Here is an 18528-nt window from a genome sequence, read left to right on the forward strand (position 1 = left end):
ACTCGTCCACCGAAGTCCGGCGGGGTTGTGGAACATCTCCGGAACACCCATCTAAGATGCTGATTTGCTTCGCCTTCCATGCGTTCCGCTGGCACCCGGAGCGCAAATCGGCTAAGCCCTCCGGCAAGAGAATGTGAGCCCGCGCGGGCCGCGACGAGAGACAGACCTTGGCAGAGAACGATTCGACCGGCGCACCGCCGCCCGCGACCGACATCAAGCCCGTCTCGATCACCGACGAGATGCGCCAGTCCTACCTGGCCTACGCGATGAGCGTCATCGTCAGCCGGGCCCTGCCGGATGCGCGCGACGGCCTCAAGCCCGTGCACCGCCGCATCCTGTACTCCATGTACGAGAACGGCTACCTGCCGGACCGCAAGTACGTGAAGTCGGCCCGCATCGTCGGCGACGTGATGGGTCAGTATCACCCGCACGGCGACCAGTCGATCTACGACGCCCTCGTCCGCATGGCCCAAGACTTCGCCATGCGGCTGATGCTGGTCGACGGCCAGGGCAACTTCGGCTCGATCGACGGCGACCCGCCGGCGGCGATGCGCTACACCGAATCGCGCCTCGCCAAACCGTCGATGGCGCTCCTCGAGGACATCGACAAGGACACCGTCGACTTCAACCCGAACTACGACGAGTCGAAGGACGAGCCGGCGGTCCTGCCCGCCCGCTTCCCCAACCTCCTCGTCAACGGCGCCGGCGGCATCGCGGTCGGCATGGCGACCAACATCCCGCCGCACAATCTCGGCGAGGTGATCGACGGCTGCATCGCGCTCATCGACGATCCGGCGATCACCATCGAGGGCCTGAACGACATCATCCCGGGGCCGGACTTCCCCACCGGCGGCTCGATCCTCGGGCGCTCGGGCACCCGCTCGGCCTACATGACCGGCCGCGGCTCGGTGATCATGCGGGCGAAGTCGCACATCGAGGAGCTGCGGAAAGAGCGCGAGGCGCTGATCTTCACCGAGATCCCGTACCAGGTGAACAAGGCCTCGCTGGTCGAGAAGATCGCGGATCTCGTGCGCGAGAAGCGCGTCGAGGGCATCGCCGACCTGCGCGACGAATCCGACCGCGACGGCATGCGCATCGTCGTCGAACTGAAGCGCGACGCCGTCGCCGACGTGGTGCTCAACCAGCTCTACCGCTACACCCCGCTGCAGACGAGCTTCGGCTGCAACATGGTGGCGCTGAACGGCGGGCGGCCCGAGCTCCTCAACCTCAAGGACCTGATCCAGGCCTTCATCGACTTCCGCGAGGAGGTCGTCTCCCGCCGCACCAAGTTCCTGCTGAACAAGGCGCGCGAGCGGGCGCACGTGTTGTGCGGGCTGGCCATCGCGGTCGCCAACATCGACGAGGTGATCCGGCTGATCCGCACCTCGCCGGATCCGAATTCCGCTCGCGAGGCCCTGATGGCCCGCGACTGGCCCGCGGAGGACATCGCGCCGCTGATCGCGCTCGTGGACGATCCGCGCCACCGGGTCAGCGAGGACGGCACCTACCGCCTGTCCGAGACCCAGGCCCGCGCCATCCTCGACCTGCGGCTCCAGCGCCTCACGGCGCTCGGCCGCGACGAGATCGGCGACGAGCTGAAGCGGCTCGCCGACGAGATCGCCGACTACCTCGACATCCTGCGCTCCCGCGCCCGGATCATGGGCATCGTCAAGCACGAGCTGGCGGAGGTGCGGGCCGAGTACGCGACCCCGCGCAAGACCGAGATTCTGGACTGGGATTCGAGCGTCGAGGACGAGGACCTGATCCAGCGCGAGGACATGGTCGTGACCGTGTCCCATGCCGGGTACATCAAGCGCGTCCCGCTCTCGACCTACCGGGCCCAGCGCCGCGGCGGCAAGGGCCGCGCCGGCATGTCGATGCGCGACGAGGATTTCGTCACCCGGCTGTTCGTGGCGAACACCCATACGCCGGTGCTGTTCTTCTCCTCGCAGGGCCAGGCCTACAAGGAGAAGGTGTGGCGGCTGCCGCTCGCGGCGCCGAACGCGCGGGGCAAGGCGCTCGTCAACATCCTGCCCCTCGATCAGGGCAAGGAGCGCATCACCACCATCATGCCGCTGCCCGAGGACGAGGCGTCCTGGGAGACGCTCGACGTGATGTTCGCCACGGCCAGCGGCAACGTCCGGCGCAACAAGCTGTCCGACTTCGTGCAGGTGAACCGAAACGGCAAGATCGCCATGAAGCTCGACGAGGGCGACCACATCGTCCATGTCGAGATCTGCACCGAAGCCGACGACGTGCTGCTGACCACCGGGGCGGGTCAGTGCATCCGCTTCCCCACCACCGACGTGCGGGTGTTCAAGGGCCGCGATTCGACCGGCGTGCGCGGCATCAACCTCGCCAAGGGCGACCAGGTCATCTCGATGACGATCCTGCGCCATTTCGAGGCCTCGCCCGAGGAGCGCCAAGCCTATCTGAAGCGCGCCAACGCCGACCGGCGCGCCACCGGCGAGGCGATCGAGCTGCCGGCGGCGCCCGAGCCCGAGGCCGAGGAGGCCGCGGCCTCGATCGACCTCGAGCAGGACCGCTACATCGCCATGGGGGCGGCGGAGCAGTTCGTCCTCACCCTGTCGGAGCGCGGCTTCGGCAAGCGCACCTCGTCCTTCGAGTACCGGATCTCCGGCCGCGGCGGTAAGGGCATCAAGGCGATGGAGGTCAATGCCCGCAACGGCACCCTCGTCGCCTCCTTCCCGGTCGAGACCAGCGACCAGATCATGCTGGTCACTGACGCGGGCAAGCTGATCCGGGTTCCGGTGGACGACATCCGGGTGGTCGGCCGCGCCTCGCAGGGCGTCACGGTGTTCAACACCGACAAGACCGAGAAGGTGGTGTCGGTCGAGCACATCGAGGGCGAGGGCGAGGCGGAGGCCGAGATCGAGGGAGATGGCGGGGAGGTCGAGGGGAACTAATCGGGCCCTTTCATCTGCCTGAAGAGCAGCGCCGTATCTGTGAGCAAGCTAGCTCGCAGATACGGCGTTCTTCGTTTTGGATGATGGCTTTTGCTTCGACTAGGATTTAGGTTCTCTGCGTCATTCCGGGTTCGGGCGTCAGATCCCAGAATGATGGGAACCACAGGACGCAAGACAACGAGTTGCGCAGCGGCCGTCGCTCCTGCTCCCGCACAACCTACTATTTTGGGTACCGTCGCCAGGGCTGTTGAATCGGCAAGGCTCCCTCACTTCCCGAAATCCACCGTCGCGCCCTTCGCGACGTGTTTCGCGAGATCCCGCGCGTCCCAGTTCGTCAGCCGGACGCAGCCATGCGACTCGGTCTTGCCGACCTTCTCCGGCTCGGGCGTGCCGTGGATGCCGTAGCCGTCATTGCCCGACAGGTCGATCCAGACCACGCCGACCGGGTTGTTCGGGCCGGGCTTGATGGTGAACTTGTGCTTCGCCTCGACGCCCTTGAACTCATACTTCGGATTGTAGGTGTAGGTCGGATCGAAGGCGACGCTCTCGACCTTCAGGACGCCGCTCGGCGCCGGCTTCTCCTCGCTGCCGATCGAGGCCGGGTAGAGGTGGACCAGGGCCCCGTCCTCGCCGTAGGCCCGGACCTGGAGCGCATCCTTGTCGACCTCGATGCGGGTCACCTTCGGGGCCTGGGGCAGTTCCTTGCCCGGGATGCGGCCGGTCTCGAGCGGCGGCACCGCCGCGACCGTGATCACCGTGCCGGCCTTGGTCAGGGCCGCGCCGGGGTTGAGGGCGTCCAGCAATCCCTTGCTCATGTGGAAGCGCTCGGCCAGCATCTCGGCGGGCGAGGCGTAGGAGAGCGCCTTCAGGTCGGCCTGCTCCTCCATCTTCGGCGGGATCTCCTCCACGTATGGGCCGGAAACGTCCTGCTCGGTCAGCGTGTACTGCGTCACCGCGGGGTCCTGGCTGGTGCCGGACAGGGCCTGCCACAACGGCGCGTCGAGCTCCTTCGCGGCGGTCAGCCCCTTGGCCTTGGCGAAGCCAGCGAGCGCCCCGCGCAGGTTGTCGCCGTCGCGCCCGTCGATGGCGCCGGGCGAGAAGCCGGCCCGGTCGAGGAGCACCTGGACCCGAATGGTCAGCGGGTCGGCGGTTTTCGACGACTTCGTCTCCTTCTTCCCGGCGTCCTTGCCCTTCTCCCGACCATCGGGCGCTCCGGCGCCGAACTGCGCCTGGTTGATCGCCTCCGCGGTCAGGGGATTTTCCGCGGCGCCGGCCGCGCCCGACAGGCCCACCACCAGCAGAGCCACCCCGAGCCTCGCCGTCCTGCGCATCCGACACTCTCCCGCATGTCAAACCAGCAAGTCCTAAAAGCGCCGGATGCTGCGTCCCGTTCCCGGATTTCCCCGCACTCACTGGCACAGGCGGTGGCCGGCCGGACGCTCGCGCTCGTCGAGGTGGAGGTGGTTGGCGTGGGCGGCGTCCGAACCCGGCCCGAGCACGGTGCGGAAGAAGCCGCAGGCGCGGGCCCGGACCGCGGCCACGAACGCCGCCTCCGGGGTCCCCTCGCGCGCCGCCCCCACCGCCACCGGCGCCCGTCCCTCGACGGTGAAGCCCATCACGTCGACCCCGTTGGCGTAGGCGTGCTCGCTGAGCTTGGCGCTCGGATCGTGGTTCTGGCCCCGGCACTCGTAGGAGCCGCCGATCTGGAAGGATTGCGGCGCCTTGCCGAGGGTCTGCTCGGCGATCGCCCGCACCTCGGTGCTCCAGCGGCCCAGGGCCTCCGCGGCGACGCAGGTAAGGGTGGCGGCGGGCGCGAGGGCGACGCCGTCGGGCAGGGCGGTCACCCGCAGGGGCTTGGCCGCCCCGCACATCCCGTCGGCGAGGGCTGCGACCGGCTCGGCCTTGACGCCCAGGCGTTCGAGCCGGCGCAGGCAGGCGGTGTCGTCGGGCACCGCCGTGGCGGGGGTCGGCGCCGGGCCGGAGGGCACGTCCGCGGGCCGCTCGGGCGGCAGCGGCGCCGGCGCGGGGATCGGGCCGGCCGGCGCGTCCTTGGCAGCGTCCTTGGCAGCGTCCTTGGCGATCTCCTTGGGAGCCCCATCCTTGGCCGCCGGCTCGCTGGTCGCCGGGACTTTCGCCTCCTCGGGCCGCGGCGGCGGCAGCGGCACCTGCTCGGCCGGAACCCGGCTCAGCGGCGGCGGAGCCGGCGCTGTCTGGCCCATCGCCGAACCGGCGACGACGGCCGCCCCCGCCAGCGCGGCGAGGATCCGCCCCACGATCGTCCCCGGCATCCCGCCCTCCCCAGAGTCCCACTCCTCAACGGGAAGGCAAGCGTGACCGTTCCAGCGCACCATGCCGCGCTCGCGCGATCCCGGCCGCGCTTGCGCCCCCCGCCCCAGGGTCTATCGTCGCCCGCCCAATCAGCGAGAGGACCAGCATGCGCGGCGTCACGGCGGAGCACGAGCCCAACCCCTTCTCCGAGCCGGCCTGGACCACGCCGCACGGGCTGCCGCCCTTCGAGCGCATCACGCCCGCGCATTACGAGCCGGCCTTCGAGCGGGCGCTCGCCCAGCACATCGCCGAGATCGAGGCGATCGCCGGCAATCCCGAGCCGCCGACCTTCGCCAACACCATCGAGGCGCTGGAGCGCTCCGGCCAGGCCCTGCGGCGGGTCTCCTCGACCTTCTTCAACCTCACCGGCAGCCACACCAACCCGGAGCTTCAGGCCGTCGAGCGGGCGGTGGCGCCGCGGCTCGCCCGCCACGGCAGCGCGATCTACCTCAACCCGGACCTGTGGGCGCGGGTCTCCGCAGTCGGTGAGGACGGTCTCTCCGACGAGGCGAAACGGGTGCGCGAGCGCTACCGCCTGCGCTTCCGCCGCGCCGGGGCCGAGCTCGCGCCCGAGGCCAAGGAGCGGATGGCGGCGATCGCCGCGCGGCTCGCCGAGCTCGGCACCCAGTTCAGCCAGAACCTGCTCGCCGACGAGGGCGCCTTCGCGCTGGAGCTGACCGGTGAGGACGACCTCGCCGGCCTGCCGCCCTTCCTGCGCGCCGCCGCGGCGCGGGCCGCCGAGGAGCGCGGGCTGACGGGTGGTCACGTCATCACCCTGTCGCGCTCGCTGATCGACCCGTTCCTGGTCTTCTCGACCAACCGCGCCTTGCGCGAGCGCGCCTACGCCGCCTGGATCAGCCGCGGCGAGAATGGCGGCGACACCGACAACCGGGCGATCATCACCGAGACCCTGCGCCTGCGCGCCGAGCGCGCCCGCCTGCTGGGCTACGAGAGCTACGCCGCCTACCGCCTCGACGACACGATGGCCGGCAGCGCCGAGGCCGCGGTCGGGCTCCTGGAAGAGGTCTGGGCGCCGGCCCGCCGCCGGGCGGAAGCCGAGCGCGACCGGCTCCAGGCCCTCGCCCGCGAGGACGGCCAGACCTCCGACCTCGCGCCGTGGGACTGGCGCCACTACGCCGAGCGCCTGCGCCGGCGCGAGCACGCCCTCGACGAGGGCGAGATCAAGCCGTACCTCCCCCTCGAAGGCATGATCCAGGCGGCCTTCGACACCGCGCACCGCCTGTTCGGCCTCTCCTTCACGGAGCTGTCGGACGTGCCGCGCTACCATCCGGAGGTGCGCGCCTGGGAGGTCGCCGACCGGGACGGGCGGGTGATCGGCCTCTTCCTCGGCGATTACTTCGCGCGGCCGAGCAAGCGCTCGGGCGCCTGGATGAGCGGCTTCCGCTCGCAGGAGCGTCTGACCGGCGAGGTCACGCCGATCATCGTCAACGTGATGAACTTCGCCAAGGGGGCTGAGGGCGAGCCGGCGCTCCTGTCCTTCGACGACGCCCGCACGCTGTTCCACGAATTCGGCCACGCCCTGCACGGCCTGCTCTCGAACGTGACCTACCCGATGCTCGCCGGCACCGCGGTGGCGGGCGACTTCGTCGAACTGCCCTCGCAACTCTACGAGCACTGGCTGGAGCAGCCGGAGGTGTTGCGGGCCCATGCCCGCCACTACCGCACCGGCGAACCGATGCCCGAGGACCTGCTGGCCCGGCTGCTCGCCGCCCGCACCTTCAACCAGGGCTTCGCCACGGTGGAATATACGGCCTCGGCCATCGTCGACCTCGACCTGCACCTCTCGCCGCAGGCCGAGAGCGGCATCGACCCGCTGGCCTTCGAGGCGGAATCCTTGCGCCGCATCGGCATGCCGGCCGAGATCGCGATGCGCCACCGCACCCCGCATTTCCAGCACATCTTCGCCGGGGAAGGCTACGCGGCGGGCTATTACAGCTATCTCTGGTCCGAGGTGCTGGACGCCGATGCCTTCGACGCCTTCCGGGAGGCGGGGAACATCTTCGATCCCGCCACCGCCGAGCGCCTGCGCACCTACATCTACGGTGCCGGCAACCTGCGCGATGCCCGCAGCGCCTACACGGCGTTCCGCGGGCGGCTGCCGAGCACCGGACCGCTGCTGCGCAAGCGCGGGCTGGCGGCGTAACCGCTACCGCCGCAGCAGCCGACCCACACAAGCCGCGGCGGCGAGCCACGCCGCCTCGGTCAGGAAGGCGAGCGCCGCCGCGGCGGCCGCGCCCTGGATCAGCGCCAGGTTGTTCTGGGTCTGCAACCCGACCACGATCGGGGTGCCGAGGGTCTGGGCGCCGGCAAGCGCCCCGACCGCCGCGGTCGCCACCGCGAGGACCAGCACCACGCGCAACGATTCCAGGATCGGCCCGGCGGCGAGCGGCAGCTCGACCCGCAGCAGCGTCTGCGACGGCGTGAGCCCCATCCCGGTCGCCGCCCGGCGCACCTCCTCCGGCACGGTGGCGAGCGCCCCCACCGTGCCGCGCATCACCGGCATCAGCCCGTAGGCGGCGAGCGCCAGCAGGATCGGCGGCGCCCCGAAGCCGATCACCGGAAGTGCCAGGGCCACCACCACCACCGGCGGCGCGGCCTGGGCGGCGGCCGCCAGGGTGTCGAGGGTGGCGCGCAGCGAGGCGCCGGCGGTGCGGGTCGCCAGGATGCCGAGGCCGAGCCCGGCCCCGCCGGCGAGGCCGAAGCCTGCGAGCGCCAGGACGAGATGCTGGCGCGCGAGCCAGGCGAGGCGCCCCGCCGGCACGGGCGTGCCCGCCTGGAGGCCGAGGATCCGGACGACGAACCCGGCGACGTCCGGCAGGCTGAGGACGGCGAGGCCCAGGCCCAGCAGCAGGGGCAGGAGGGCGCGGGGAGCGCGCGCGCGGGTCCGGCGTGCGTGAGTCATGCCGGCTCCCTCCCGCCGGCGAGGAGCGCGAGCCCGGCATCGATTGCGAGCGCGAGGCCGATCACCGGGAGCGCGCCGAGCAGGATCAGGTCCTGGGCGAACTGCGCCATTCCCTCGAAGACCAGCGCCCCGAGCCCGCCGGCCCCGACGAGGCCGCCGAGTGTGGAAAGCCCCACGCTCTGCACCGCCGCGACCCGCAAGGCCCCGACCAGCACCGGCGCGCCGAGGGGCAGGCGGACCCGCAGCAGCACCTCGCGCGGCGTGAGACCGATCGCCCGGGCGGCGGCGAGCACGTCGGGATCGACCGCCGCGAGCCCGGCGGCGATCCCGCTCACCAGCGGCAGGGCGAGATAGGCGCCGGTGCCGATCACCGCCGGCACCGGCCCGATCGCCGAGAGGCCGAGGCCGCGCAGGGCCGGCACCAGGGCGAGGAGGCCGGACAGTCCCGCCACCAGGGCGGCGAAGAGGGCGAGCGCCGGGACGACCTGGATCCCGCCGACGAGCCCGTCGACGAGGCGCGAGGCCGGCCCGTCGCGCAGGCGCAGGAGCGCCAGGGGCACGGACACCGCGAGCGCCAGCAGGAGCGAAGCGCCGGCGAGCCCGAGATGCTGCACGAAGGCCGCCGCCACGACGCCCGCCCGCGCCCGGTACTCGACCGCGAGCGAGAGCGAATCGAGGAGGCCCGCCCCCGCGATCATCAGCGCGAGGCCGACGAGCAGCAGGGCGCCGACGAGGCCGCCCCGGCGCGGCAGGGCGGCCCTGGCCGCGTCCGCGGCGAGGCTCGCCAGCGCCAGGAGCGCGAGCCACGCCCCCGACCCGAGGGCGGCGCGCGCCGCCGGCGGCTGGCCCGCGAGGAGCCCGGCCGCCCCCTGCCCGGCCCCGAGCAGCAGCGCGCACCAGGCGGCGAGCGCCGCCGCGAGGGCGGCCCAGGCGCGCCAGGGCCGCCGGGGACCGGCGAGCAGCACGGCCGCACCGACCGCGAGCGCGCCGGCCGCCGCCCCGGCGAGGCCGCAGCCGACGGGGCTGCCCGGCACGAGGCGATTCGGCGCCAGGGTGAGGAACGGCAGGCCGGCGAGGCTCGCGACGGCGAGGCCGGCCGCCGCCGCGGGCAGCCAGGCGACGGGCCGCGTCGTCATCCCGCGCATGAGGGAGCCGGACGTCAGGGTGCCGAGAGTCATGGTCGGAGAATCATGGCGGGAGAATCATGGCTGGAGAATTATGGCGCGAGGGATCCGAGGTAGCGGCGGGCGACCGCCTCCGGGGTGTCGCCCTCGACCGCGACCTGGGCGTTCAGCCGCCGCAGGGTCGCGAGGTCGAGGCCGGCGAAGAGACGGTCGAGGGCGGGTGCGATCTGGGGATAGCGGTCGAGGACGGCGGTGCGGAACAAAGGCGCCGGCTCGTAGACGATCTGCGCGCCGGCCGGATCGCTCATCACGGCGACGTCGAGGGCGGCAATCGCCCCGTCGGTGCCGTAGACCATGCCGGCATTGACCCCGCTGATGCCCTGCGCCGCCGCCCGCAGGGTGACGGCGGTGTCGCCGCCCGGCAGCATCACGATCCGCTCCCGCGGCATCACGAAATCGTAGGCGCGCTCGAAGGACGGCAGGGCCGCCGGGCTCTCGACGAACTCCGCCGAGGCGCAGAGCTCGATCAGGTCCCGGCGGACCGCGCCGGCGAAGTCGGCCATCGTGGCGAGGCGCTCGGCCCGGGCAAGATCGCCTTTGACGGCGATCTGCCAGGTGTTGTTGGCGGGCGCCGCCTTCAGCCAGGTGAGGCCATTCTTCTCATCGAAGGCCTTCGCCGCCGCATAGGCCGTGTCCGCCCGGCGCCAGACCGGATCGGTATCGGTACCGGAGAAGAAGGCGGCGTTGCCGGTATATTCCGGATAGGCGTCGATCTCGCCGGCGGTGAGCGCCGTGCGCACGATACGGGTCGGGCCGAGCTGGAGCCGGGCCGTCACCGGCACGCCGAGCCGCTGGAGCACCATCACCATCACGGCGCCGAGAAGGATCCCTTCCCCGTGCGACTTCGAGGCGACGACGACCGGCCGGTCGGCCCGTGCATCCGCGGAGAAGGCCAGACCCGCAAGTCCCCCCGCGATCAGGCCCCTCCGATTCAAGGGGTGGGGAGTATCTGGCCGCCGCTGCATCGCGTCCCAGGTCCGTGCGCTTGACATGTCTGGCTTTCCGGGCGACGGCTCACCGGCGCGGGCCGTGGCGGCCGGCGCGGACCCGCCTGGGTTGCGGGCGGATGGAGCCCCTGACGGTCGCGCGGTTGCCGCTGCGGCAGGGACAGATCGATCGGGCCTCGATTCGGGGCGTTGAGGGAAAGAACTCCGGCGTGGGCACGGACACAAGCGAAGACCTCCTGAACGGTGCCCGCGTCCTCGTGGTGGAGGACGAGGCGGCGATCTCGATGCTGCTGGAGGACATGCTGCTCGATTTCGGCTGCGAGGTCGTGGGTCCGGCGGCCCGGCTGAGCAAGGCGCTCGAGATGGCCGAGAGCGAGAGCTTCGTCGTCGCGATCCTCGACGTCAACGTCGCCGGCGAGCCGATCTACCCCGTCGCCGAGGCGATCGTGCGCCGCGGCCTGCCGCTCGTGTTCTCCACCGGCTACGGCGGCGCCGGCATCCGCGAGCCGTTCCGCGATCGCCCGGTGGTGCAGAAGCCGTTCAGCCAGCAGGACCTCAAGCGCACCCTGATCGCCGCGATCGCGGCGGGGGGCTGAGGGGCGGGCTCGGATCTCCGAGAATTTCTTCGAGGCCGTCGGTTCGGGACAGGCGGTCCCGGGCATCAGCCTGACTGTCGCGCCAATCGAGAGGCGCTGTTACTTCCCCTCTCGCCGTTGGCGCACGGCTGTCTGGGAAAAGAAACGGCGCGTCTCCCCTCTCCTATGTGAGAGAAGGGCCGCGGGGATCGAAGATCCCGCGCTCGATTCCAAAAGGGATTTTCCCCGTACGGCTCCCCGCCCGCGGGGAGAGGGGAGGTCCTGCGCCTCCTGACGCCCACGGATTGTTCCGCGTCATCGGCATGACGTGGCGAGACGAAAAGCCCAAGCTCCCGCCTGTCACATCAACTCACGCCCGGACGGCGAGACAGCCTCAGCGCCCGCCCCGGTGCGCCGCAGCCACGGTCCGTCGCTCCGCCGGCTCGCGCGAGTCGGCCGCCTCCTGCGCCTCGACGCGGCGCTTGAACGCGCCCCAGGCCATCAGCGTGCAGCCGCAGCCGTCGCACTGGATCATCGCGTCGTCGGTGAGGTCGGCCGGCAGCCGAACCCCCGGCGAGCCGCAGGACTCGCATCCGAAACCGCTGCGCATCTCGTGCCCCCCTGCTCTCGCCCGCAATCGCGACTGCGAGCTTAAGCATGCTGCGCTGCACGCGAGATGAACGGAACCGGAGAATCCGGGTTAACGGCCCATCTCGAGTTCGAACGCCGAGACGACGTGGCGGGGCCAGCGGCCCGGCGCCACGAGCACCGCGTCGGCCCGCAGCGTGAGGCCGGCGCTCCAGGGCGCGCGGGCGATCCAGGCCCGGGCGGCGCGGGAGAACAGGCGCCGCTTGCGGGCGTCGATCGCGTCCTGCGCCGCGTCGAGGGTCGGCCGCGCCTTGACCTCCACGAAGGCGATCGCGCTGCCGCGGCGCACGATCAGGTCGATCTCGCCGCCGCCGAGGGACACGCGCCAGGCCAGCGGCCGGTAGCCCTTGAGGAGGAGGGCGAAAGCCGCCAGCAGCTCGGCCCGCCGGCCGCGGGCGAGATGGAGCCGGCGGCGCGCGGCGTCAGGCGTCGCCGGCATCGTCGGCGCGGCGGGCGAGCACCAGGGCGCGGGCATAGACCTCGCGCCGCTTGAGGCCGGTCTCGTCGGCGACGAGGCTGGCGGCGTCCTTGATCGAGTGTCGGGCGAGCGCCGCCTCGATCCGGGCGTCGAGGTCGGCGTCGTGTTCCGGGCCCGGCGCGTCCTCGGGCGCGGTGCCGATCACCACCACCACCTCGCCCTTCGGCGGGCCCGACGCCGCGTACTCCGCGGCGAGCCCCGCGAGGTCGCCCCGGCGCACGGTCTCGAACAGCTTGGTCAATTCGCGCGCCACCGCGGCGGGACGGGTGCCGCCCAAAACCTCGGCGGCGTCGGCCAGCATCTCGGGCAGGCGGTGGGGCGCCTCGAACAGCACCAGCGTGCCGGGCACGCCGGCGAGCACCGAGAGCCGGTTGCGCCGGGCCCCGCTCTTCTGCGGCAGGAACCCCTCGAAGAAGAACCGGTCGGTCGGCAGGCCGGCGGCGACGAGCGCGGTGATCGCCGCCGAGGGGCCGGGGATCGGGGTGACGGCGAGCCCGGCCTCGATCGCGGCCTGGACCAGCTTGAAGCCCGGATCCGAGACCAGCGGCGTACCGGCATCCGAGACCAGCGCCAGGGCCTCGCCGTCCTTCATGCGGGCGATCATCCGCTCGCGCACCCCCTCCCCCGAATGCTCGTGATAGGCGACGAGCGGGGTGGTGATGCCGTAATGGGCGAGCAGCGTGCGGGTGACCCTCGTGTCCTCCGCCAGCACCGCGTCGGCGGCGGCGAGCGTCGAGAGCGCCCGGAAGGTCACGTCCTTCAGGTTGCCGATCGGGGTCGCCACCACGTGCAGGCCGGGGGACAGGGGCTCGGCCTCGGCGGCGAGGCCGAAGGCGGTGTAGACGGCCGGTCCCCGACCGGTCGCGCGGCCGTGGGAACGTGGGCGGGAATCGTCGCTGCGCTGGGTCATCGCCGCCACAATGCCACGGCTCGACCGCGCGGCGCCAGAACGCGGCGGACGGGAGCGGTCGTTTACTTTTCGGCGGCAGACTTTATGCACCGAGGCATGGATGTTGCTGCCGGGTTGCCGGCGCCGATTCGCGGCGCAGGACGACCGGACCGGGGGAGCGGGCGATGGGGGGCATCGGCCTCGACACTGTGAGGCGCCTCAAGCGGAGCGCCCTGGCATTCGCCGTACTGGCGGGGCTCGCCGCCTGCGGCGGGGTCGACAGCCCGGTCGTCGCCACCCGCACGGCGCCGGTCGTCGAGGCGCCGGCCGCCCCGTCCGGCGACGGGGCGACGCTCGGCGCCGGCAGCGTCAAGGTCGCGCTGATCCTGCCGCTCTCGGGCCCCGGCGCGTCCGTGGGCGCGGCCCTGCGCAACGCCGCCGACCTCGCGCTGCAGGAATCGCAGAGCCCCGACCTGAAGATCCTGGTGAAGGACGACCGCGGCACGCCGGACGGCGCCCGCGAGGCCGCGGCGGCGGCGCTCGCCGAGGGGGCTGAGCTGGTGATCGGCCCGCTCTTCTCCGCCACGGTGCAATCGGCCGCCGCCACTGTGCGGCCGAGCGGCAAGCCGGTGATCGCCTTCTCGACCGACACCAGCGTCGCGGCGCGCGGCGTCTACCTGCTGAGCTTCCTGCCGCAGACCGAGGTCGACCGGATCATCGACGAGACCACGGCGGCGGGGCGTCGCTCCTTCGCGGCCCTGATCCCGGATTCCACCTACGGCCACGTCGTCGAGGCGCAGTTCCGCGAGGCGGTGGCCCGCCGCGGCGGCCGCGTGGTGGCGATCGAGCGCTACCCCGCCGGCAACCCCGCCGCCTCGGTCGGGCGCCTCGCCCCGCTGATCTCCGGCCCGGCGCCGCAGGCCGACGCGCTGTTCCTGCCCGATACGCCGGAGGGCCTCGGCGCCGCCGGCGCCGCGCTGACCCGCGCCGGCTTCAGCCCGGCCCGGGTCAAGCCGGTCGGCACCGCGGTGTGGAACGACCCGCGGGTCTTCGCGCTGCCGGCCTTCCAGGGCGGCTGGTTCGCCGCCGCCGATCCGGCGGGCTTCACCGGCTTCAGCCAGCGCTACCGGGCGAGGTTCGGGGCGGATCCGGTGCGGGTCGCGACGCTCTCCTACGACGCCGTATCCCTCGCCGCGGCCCTGAACCGCCAGTACGGGTCGCAGCGCTTCGCCGACACGACGCTCACCAACCCCTCGGGCTTCGCCGGGATCGACGGCACCTTCCGGTTCCGCCCGGAGGGCACCAGCGACCGGACGCTGGCGGTGTTCGAGATCCGCGGAGGCGCCACGACGATCGTCAGCCCGGCGCCGCGGGCGCTGGGGCCGTCGGGAACGTAATCATGCCGCCAGTTCCGCCACCACCGCGTTGAGCACCGGCGCGCCCTTGGGCGTCGCGGCGAGGCGCGAGTCCGGCGTCCGGGCGACCAGCCCGGCCGCGACGAGCCCGGCGACGCGCTCCGGGTCGAGGGGCCGGCCCTTGAGCGCCGCGTAGCGGGCGGGGTCGATGCCCTCGCGCAGGCGCAGGCCCATCATCAGGAACTCGTCGGCCTGGTCGCCGGGGCTCAAGCGCTCCGTCTCGACGATGCCGTGCCCCTCGCCCTCGGCCCGGGCGAGCCAGGCCTCCGGGTTGCGCTCGGTCGAGGTGCCGGTGCGGCCGTCAGGCAGGACCAGGCGGCCATGGGCGCCGGGGCCGATGCCCGCATACTCGCCGTAGCGCCAGTAGAGCAGGTTGTGGCGCGATTCCGCGCCGGGCCGGGCGTGGTTCGAGATCTCGTAGGCCGGCAGGCCTGCGCCTGAGCAGACCTCCTGCGTCACGTCGTAGAGGATCCGGGCCGTGTCGTCGTCCGGCACCGTCAGCTTGCCGGCGGCGGCCAGCCCGTAGAACGGCGTCCCCTCCTCGATGGTGAGCTGGTAGAGCGACAGGTGCTCCGCCGCTCTGGATATCGCCTCGCGCAGTTCCGCGGCCCAGGCCTCCGGCGTCTGGTCGGGCCGAGCGTAGATCAGGTCGAAGGAGTAGCGTTCGAAATGCGCGGCGGCGGTCTCCACCGCCCGCATCGCCTCCGCGGTGCTGTGCAGCCGGCCGAGTTTTTTCAGCGAGGGGTCGTCGAGGGCCTGGACCCCGAGCGAGACCCGGTTGACCCCCGCCGCCCGGTAGCCGCGGAAGCGGCCGGCCTCGACGCTGGTGGGATTGGCTTCCAGCGTCACCTCGACGTCCGGCGCCACGCTCCAGGCGCCCGCCACCGCGTCGAGGAGCGCCCCCACCGTCTCGGGCTCCATCAGCGAGGGCGTGCCGCCGCCGAGGAAGATGCTGGTGACCGTTCGCCCCGGCGCGAGCGACGCCGCGTGGGCGATCTCCCGCGCGAAGGCGGCCCGCCACCGCGCCTGGTCGAGGCGCCCGTGGCGAACGTGGCTGTTGAAGTCGCAATAGGGGCACTTCGCGGCGCAGAAGGGCCAGTGCAGGTAGACCCCGAAGCCGACGTCCCGGGTCGGATGATCGATCATCCGGCGGATGTGCCGACCTTGGGCCCGCGGCGCAAGGGGCACGCGCGGCACGAGAGGGTGCGGCACCTCGCGCGCGGACACCCGCGACCGCACCACGAGCGCGTTCGCCGACAGCGTGCGATCGCAGGGACGATCCCGAACCGGAGAACCGGTCCCCGGACACCGTCGTCCGTGATGGTTCCGATGGCCGCCCTATCGGACCGCGAAGGGCGCCTGGAACGGTCGCCCGAACGGCACGCCCGTGTTCACCGTCTGCACCGGCTTCAGATAGGCGGTGCCGCTGCGGGTGTTGTTGCGGGTGTCGACGAAGCTGACCGGCCTCTCCACCCATTCCATCACCGAGACGTCGCCCGGTGCGCCGACCTGGAGCGTGCCGAGCTTGGCGCCGCGGTCGATCACCCGGGCCGGGGCCGAGGTCGTCATCGCCACGACCTGCTCGAGGCTGAAGCCGAGCGGCAGGAACTTGCTCATCACCCAGGGCAGGAACGGCATGCCCGCCGTGTTGCCCGAGACGACGTGGAGGTCGGAGGAGATCGTGTCCGGCGGGGCGCCCTGGGCGATGGCCGCCTCCGCCACCGTGAAGTCGAACGAGCCGCCGCCATGGCCGATGTCGAACACGACGCCTCGCCGCTTGGCCTCGAGGGCGGCCGGCAGCAGCTTGCCGTCCTGAACGATGTTCGTGAACTGGCCGCCGATATTCGGCGCGCCGGAATAGCAATGGGTGAGGATGTCGCCGGGACGCAGCAGGTCGAGGATCCGGCTCATCAGCTCGGCCGTCTCGACGCCCCCGATATGGACCATGACCTTGGCCGGCCGCCCGGACATCTCGCAGGCCTGGATCGCCCGCTTGAGCGGTTCGACGCCGTGCTTGAAGATCACGTTCTCGGACATGCGCACCTTCACGCCGATCACGAAGTCCGGGTTCTCCGCGAGCGCCAGCGCGCAGGCCTCTACCTGGGCGTTGTCGATGTTGTAGAGTTCCGCGACCGGGAAGGCCGACAGGCCGTTATTCGCGATGTGCACGAAGGCGAACATGCGCGTGCGGGTCTGGGCGGCGATGTGCCGGCGCAGGGCCGCGAGGTTGTTGGCCCCCGCATCCCCGGCCGAGACCACGGTGGTCACCCCGGAATACGGCACCGTCTCGTCGGCCGGAATGCCGATGGCCGATCCGTAGGGGTAGGTGTGGGCATGGAGATCGACGAGGCCGGGCAGGACGAGCTTGCCGGACGCGTCGAGCACGCGCTGAGCGCGATTTGTCGGGATGTCGGGGTCGAGTGCCTCGACGAGGCCGAAGCGGATGCCGACGTCGCGCTTGGCGCGCAGCGACTGGCTCGGATCGATGACCTCGCCGCCCTTGATGACGAGGTCGAACTTGTCGTTCGGTCCCATCGCGGCCTGGGCAGCCCCGGTCGCAGTCAGGAATCCGGCCGCGGAAAGGCCCCCGAGCCACGCCCGGCGCGTCAGGTCGGTCATCGATCCCCCCTGGCGGAATGCTCTTTCGGCATTCACGTCATCTGTCGTCCGTCACGACGATGCAGGACAATAAACTGATCGTCCCAGCATCGTGCAAGTTGCACAGAAGATGTGTTCGAGCGTCGGCCGTCAAGTCGTTCGGTGGGGATTCGCACCGCGACCGAGGCGTCCGTCGGATGATGAGATGCGACAGGGTGCCGCGCAACGCGGGGAGCGACTCGGCGCGGACGCGCCCGCGCCTTTCCGTTGCTCGACCAACTATCAGTTGTGTCCCAGGGAGCGTGGCCGATGGCGGCCGTTCCTGCGCCTGCTTCCGCGACCCGATGGGAACTATGTCACGACAGATCCTAAACCGGCAGCCCGTGATGCCGCCGGGCGATCAGGCATTCCGGGTCGCCGGGCTCGCAGGTGCGGCAGACCTCGGGGCGGACCGCGTAGACCTTGCACGCCACCCGCTCGCCGACCCGGCCGTCGAGGGCGGAGCAGCGCTCGCCCTCGCAGCGCATGCGCCCGGCCGGATCGTCGACGTAGATCTCCGGGATCCGGGCGATGTCGGCGTCGTCCTCGATGCTGAAGCGCGGCCACTCGGCCGAGTAGGCGCAGCAGGCGCCGCATTCCTGGCAGGCGAACGTGTCCGGATCGGCGTGGGCCGGGCTCACGGCGACAGGCCCGGCGCCGCCGGCGGGATCGGGCGCGGGCGGCCGTCGTCGTCGATCGCCACGAAGGTGAACACGCCCTCGGTCACCTTCTCGCGGGTCTGGGTGCGGAAGCGCCGGGCCCAGGCCTCGATCTGGAGCCGCATCGAGGTGCGGCCGGTGCCGACCACCTGGGTGTAGACGCAGAGCACGTCGCCGACCCGGACCGGGCGCAGGAAGGTCATGCCCTCGACCGCCACCGTGACGACGCGGCCCTGTGCCCGCTCGACCCCGGCGATGCCGCCGGCCTGATCCATCTGCGACATCACCCAGCCGCCGAAGATGTCGCCGTTGGCGTTGGTGTCGGCCGGCATCGCGATGGTGCGCACCGTCAGTTCACCCTGCGGCCGCGCCGCGTCGGTTGCCGTGTCCATGGTCATGATGTGTCCGCGCCCCCTGGTCTCCCGGGCGAGCATAGGGCATCGAGGCGCCGGAGCGCGAGCGCCCCGATTCGCGGCCCCTGCGGTTTCTTCCTCCCGCGGACGGCCCTAGTTTCGGCGCCACGCCATCAGCCGGAGGACGCATCATGATCCAGGGCCATCCCACCAGCGGCGCCGAAGCCGACCGCGACTGCCCGGTTCCCCTCGCGACCCTCGGGGAGATCTACCGGGCCGAGCCGGAGGACCTGCCGGACCTCCTCGACGCCCTGCCGGTGGAGACCCGCGCCAAGCTCGCGGGCTATCTCTACGCCAAGAGCCACACCCACAAGCTCGGCCTCACCGTCGCCCGCACCTGCGGCAAGGACGACCTGGTGAAGGCGCTCGGCGAGATCGGCGCCGTGGTCCACGGCCAGGCCCACCTGCCGCCGCCCAAGCCCGTCCAGGCCGCCCCGGCGGCACCCCAGGCCCGCAAGATCAGCCTCGGCGGGTCGGGCGCCAAGCGCAGCTTCGATTGAACAAG

Annotated in this window: 17 protein-coding genes; 5 read left to right on the plus strand and 12 right to left on the minus strand. The window is 72.0% G+C overall.

Annotation, left to right across the window (positions count from 1 at the left end):
- Positions 1-167 precede the first annotated feature (167 nt).
- Positions 168-2927, plus strand: a complete 2760-nt coding sequence (gyrA, locus tag DK412_RS13185; protein ID WP_109972316.1) for a DNA gyrase subunit A — start codon at positions 168-170, stop codon at positions 2925-2927.
- A gap of 266 nt (positions 2928-3193) precedes the next feature.
- Here the strand turns inward: gyrA and DK412_RS13190 are convergent, their stop codons facing one another.
- On the minus strand, positions 3194-4258 hold the full coding sequence (locus DK412_RS13190) for a L,D-transpeptidase family protein (RefSeq protein WP_109972317.1): 1065 nt from the start codon (positions 4256-4258) through the stop codon (positions 3194-3196).
- A gap of 78 nt (positions 4259-4336) precedes the next feature.
- Entirely contained in the window at positions 4337-5215 is an 879-nt protein-coding gene (locus DK412_RS13195) for an extensin family protein (RefSeq protein WP_109972318.1), read from the minus strand.
- A gap of 146 nt (positions 5216-5361) precedes the next feature.
- Here DK412_RS13195 and DK412_RS13200 point away from each other — a divergent pair, with 146 nt between their 5' ends.
- Positions 5362-7419, plus strand: coding sequence for a M3 family metallopeptidase (locus DK412_RS13200; RefSeq protein ID WP_109972319.1), 2058 nt, complete (start codon positions 5362-5364; stop codon positions 7417-7419).
- Between the two features lie 3 nt (positions 7420-7422).
- On the opposite strand, the gene DK412_RS13205 is transcribed toward DK412_RS13200, so the two are convergent.
- From DK412_RS13205 to DK412_RS13215, 3 genes are all read right to left on the minus strand, one after another.
- Positions 7423-8178, minus strand: a complete 756-nt coding sequence (locus tag DK412_RS13205; protein WP_109972320.1) for an ABC transporter permease subunit — start codon at positions 8176-8178, stop codon at positions 7423-7425.
- Entirely contained in the window at positions 8175-9314 is a 1140-nt protein-coding gene (locus DK412_RS13210) for an ABC transporter permease subunit (protein WP_109975246.1), read from the minus strand. Before DK412_RS13210 ends, DK412_RS13205 begins: the two co-directional genes overlap by 4 nt.
- 80 nt (positions 9315-9394) lie before the next feature.
- The gene (locus DK412_RS13215) at positions 9395-10279 is read right to left on the minus strand and encodes a glycine betaine ABC transporter substrate-binding protein (RefSeq protein WP_245447749.1); all 885 of its coding nucleotides are present in this window, start codon (positions 10277-10279) and stop codon (positions 9395-9397) included.
- Positions 10280-10518: 239 nt separating this feature from the next.
- On the opposite strand from DK412_RS13215, the gene DK412_RS13220 reads away from it, so the two are divergent.
- A complete protein-coding gene (locus tag DK412_RS13220; RefSeq protein WP_093564427.1) occupies positions 10519-10905 on the plus strand; it encodes a response regulator in 387 nt (128 codons plus the stop codon).
- 373 nt (positions 10906-11278) lie between these two features.
- Here DK412_RS13220 and DK412_RS13225 read toward each other — a convergent pair whose 3' ends face one another.
- From DK412_RS13225 to rsmI, 3 genes are all read right to left on the minus strand, one after another.
- On the minus strand, positions 11279-11494 hold the full coding sequence (locus DK412_RS13225; protein ID WP_109972322.1) for a hypothetical protein: 216 nt from the start codon (positions 11492-11494) through the stop codon (positions 11279-11281).
- A 90-nt stretch (positions 11495-11584) separates the two neighbouring features.
- Positions 11585-11971 (minus strand): YraN family protein, encoded by a 387-nt coding sequence (locus tag DK412_RS13230; protein ID WP_109975248.1) that lies wholly within the window; start codon positions 11969-11971, stop codon positions 11585-11587.
- Complete coding sequence (rsmI, locus tag DK412_RS13235) at positions 11955-12920, minus strand: 16S rRNA (cytidine(1402)-2'-O)-methyltransferase (protein WP_109975247.1); 966 nt, start codon at positions 12918-12920, stop codon at positions 11955-11957. Before rsmI ends, DK412_RS13230 begins: the two co-directional genes overlap by 17 nt.
- A gap of 164 nt (positions 12921-13084) precedes the next feature.
- Between rsmI and DK412_RS13240 the strand changes: the two genes are divergently transcribed.
- Positions 13085-14296 (plus strand): penicillin-binding protein activator, encoded by a 1212-nt coding sequence (locus DK412_RS13240; RefSeq protein WP_109972323.1) that lies wholly within the window; start codon positions 13085-13087, stop codon positions 14294-14296.
- On the opposite strand, the gene hemW is transcribed toward DK412_RS13240, so the two are convergent.
- The 4 genes from hemW to yciA form a co-directional block, all read right to left on the minus strand.
- On the minus strand, positions 14297-15460 hold the full coding sequence (gene hemW, locus DK412_RS13245; protein WP_109975249.1) for a radical SAM family heme chaperone HemW: 1164 nt from the start codon (positions 15458-15460) through the stop codon (positions 14297-14299).
- Positions 15461-15652: 192 nt separating this feature from the next.
- Positions 15653-16933 carry an amidohydrolase/deacetylase family metallohydrolase gene (locus DK412_RS13250; RefSeq protein WP_109972324.1) on the minus strand — a complete coding sequence of 427 codons (1281 nt, stop codon included), beginning with the start codon at positions 16931-16933 and terminating at the stop codon, positions 15653-15655.
- A gap of 347 nt (positions 16934-17280) precedes the next feature.
- The gene (locus DK412_RS13255; protein WP_109972325.1) at positions 17281-17592 is read right to left on the minus strand and encodes a YkgJ family cysteine cluster protein; all 312 of its coding nucleotides are present in this window, start codon (positions 17590-17592) and stop codon (positions 17281-17283) included.
- Positions 17589-18008 (minus strand): acyl-CoA thioester hydrolase YciA, encoded by a 420-nt coding sequence (yciA, locus tag DK412_RS13260; RefSeq protein ID WP_109972326.1) that lies wholly within the window; start codon positions 18006-18008, stop codon positions 17589-17591. Before yciA ends, DK412_RS13255 begins: the two co-directional genes overlap by 4 nt.
- A gap of 146 nt (positions 18009-18154) precedes the next feature.
- Here yciA and DK412_RS13265 point away from each other — a divergent pair, with 146 nt between their 5' ends.
- Positions 18155-18523, plus strand: coding sequence for a hypothetical protein (locus DK412_RS13265; RefSeq protein ID WP_109958616.1), 369 nt, complete (start codon positions 18155-18157; stop codon positions 18521-18523).
- Positions 18524-18528: the final 5 nt, after the last annotated feature.

This window comes from Methylobacterium sp. 17Sr1-1, assembly GCF_003173775.1.
In the GTDB taxonomy this organism is placed as follows: Bacteria; Pseudomonadota; Alphaproteobacteria; order Rhizobiales; family Beijerinckiaceae; genus Methylobacterium.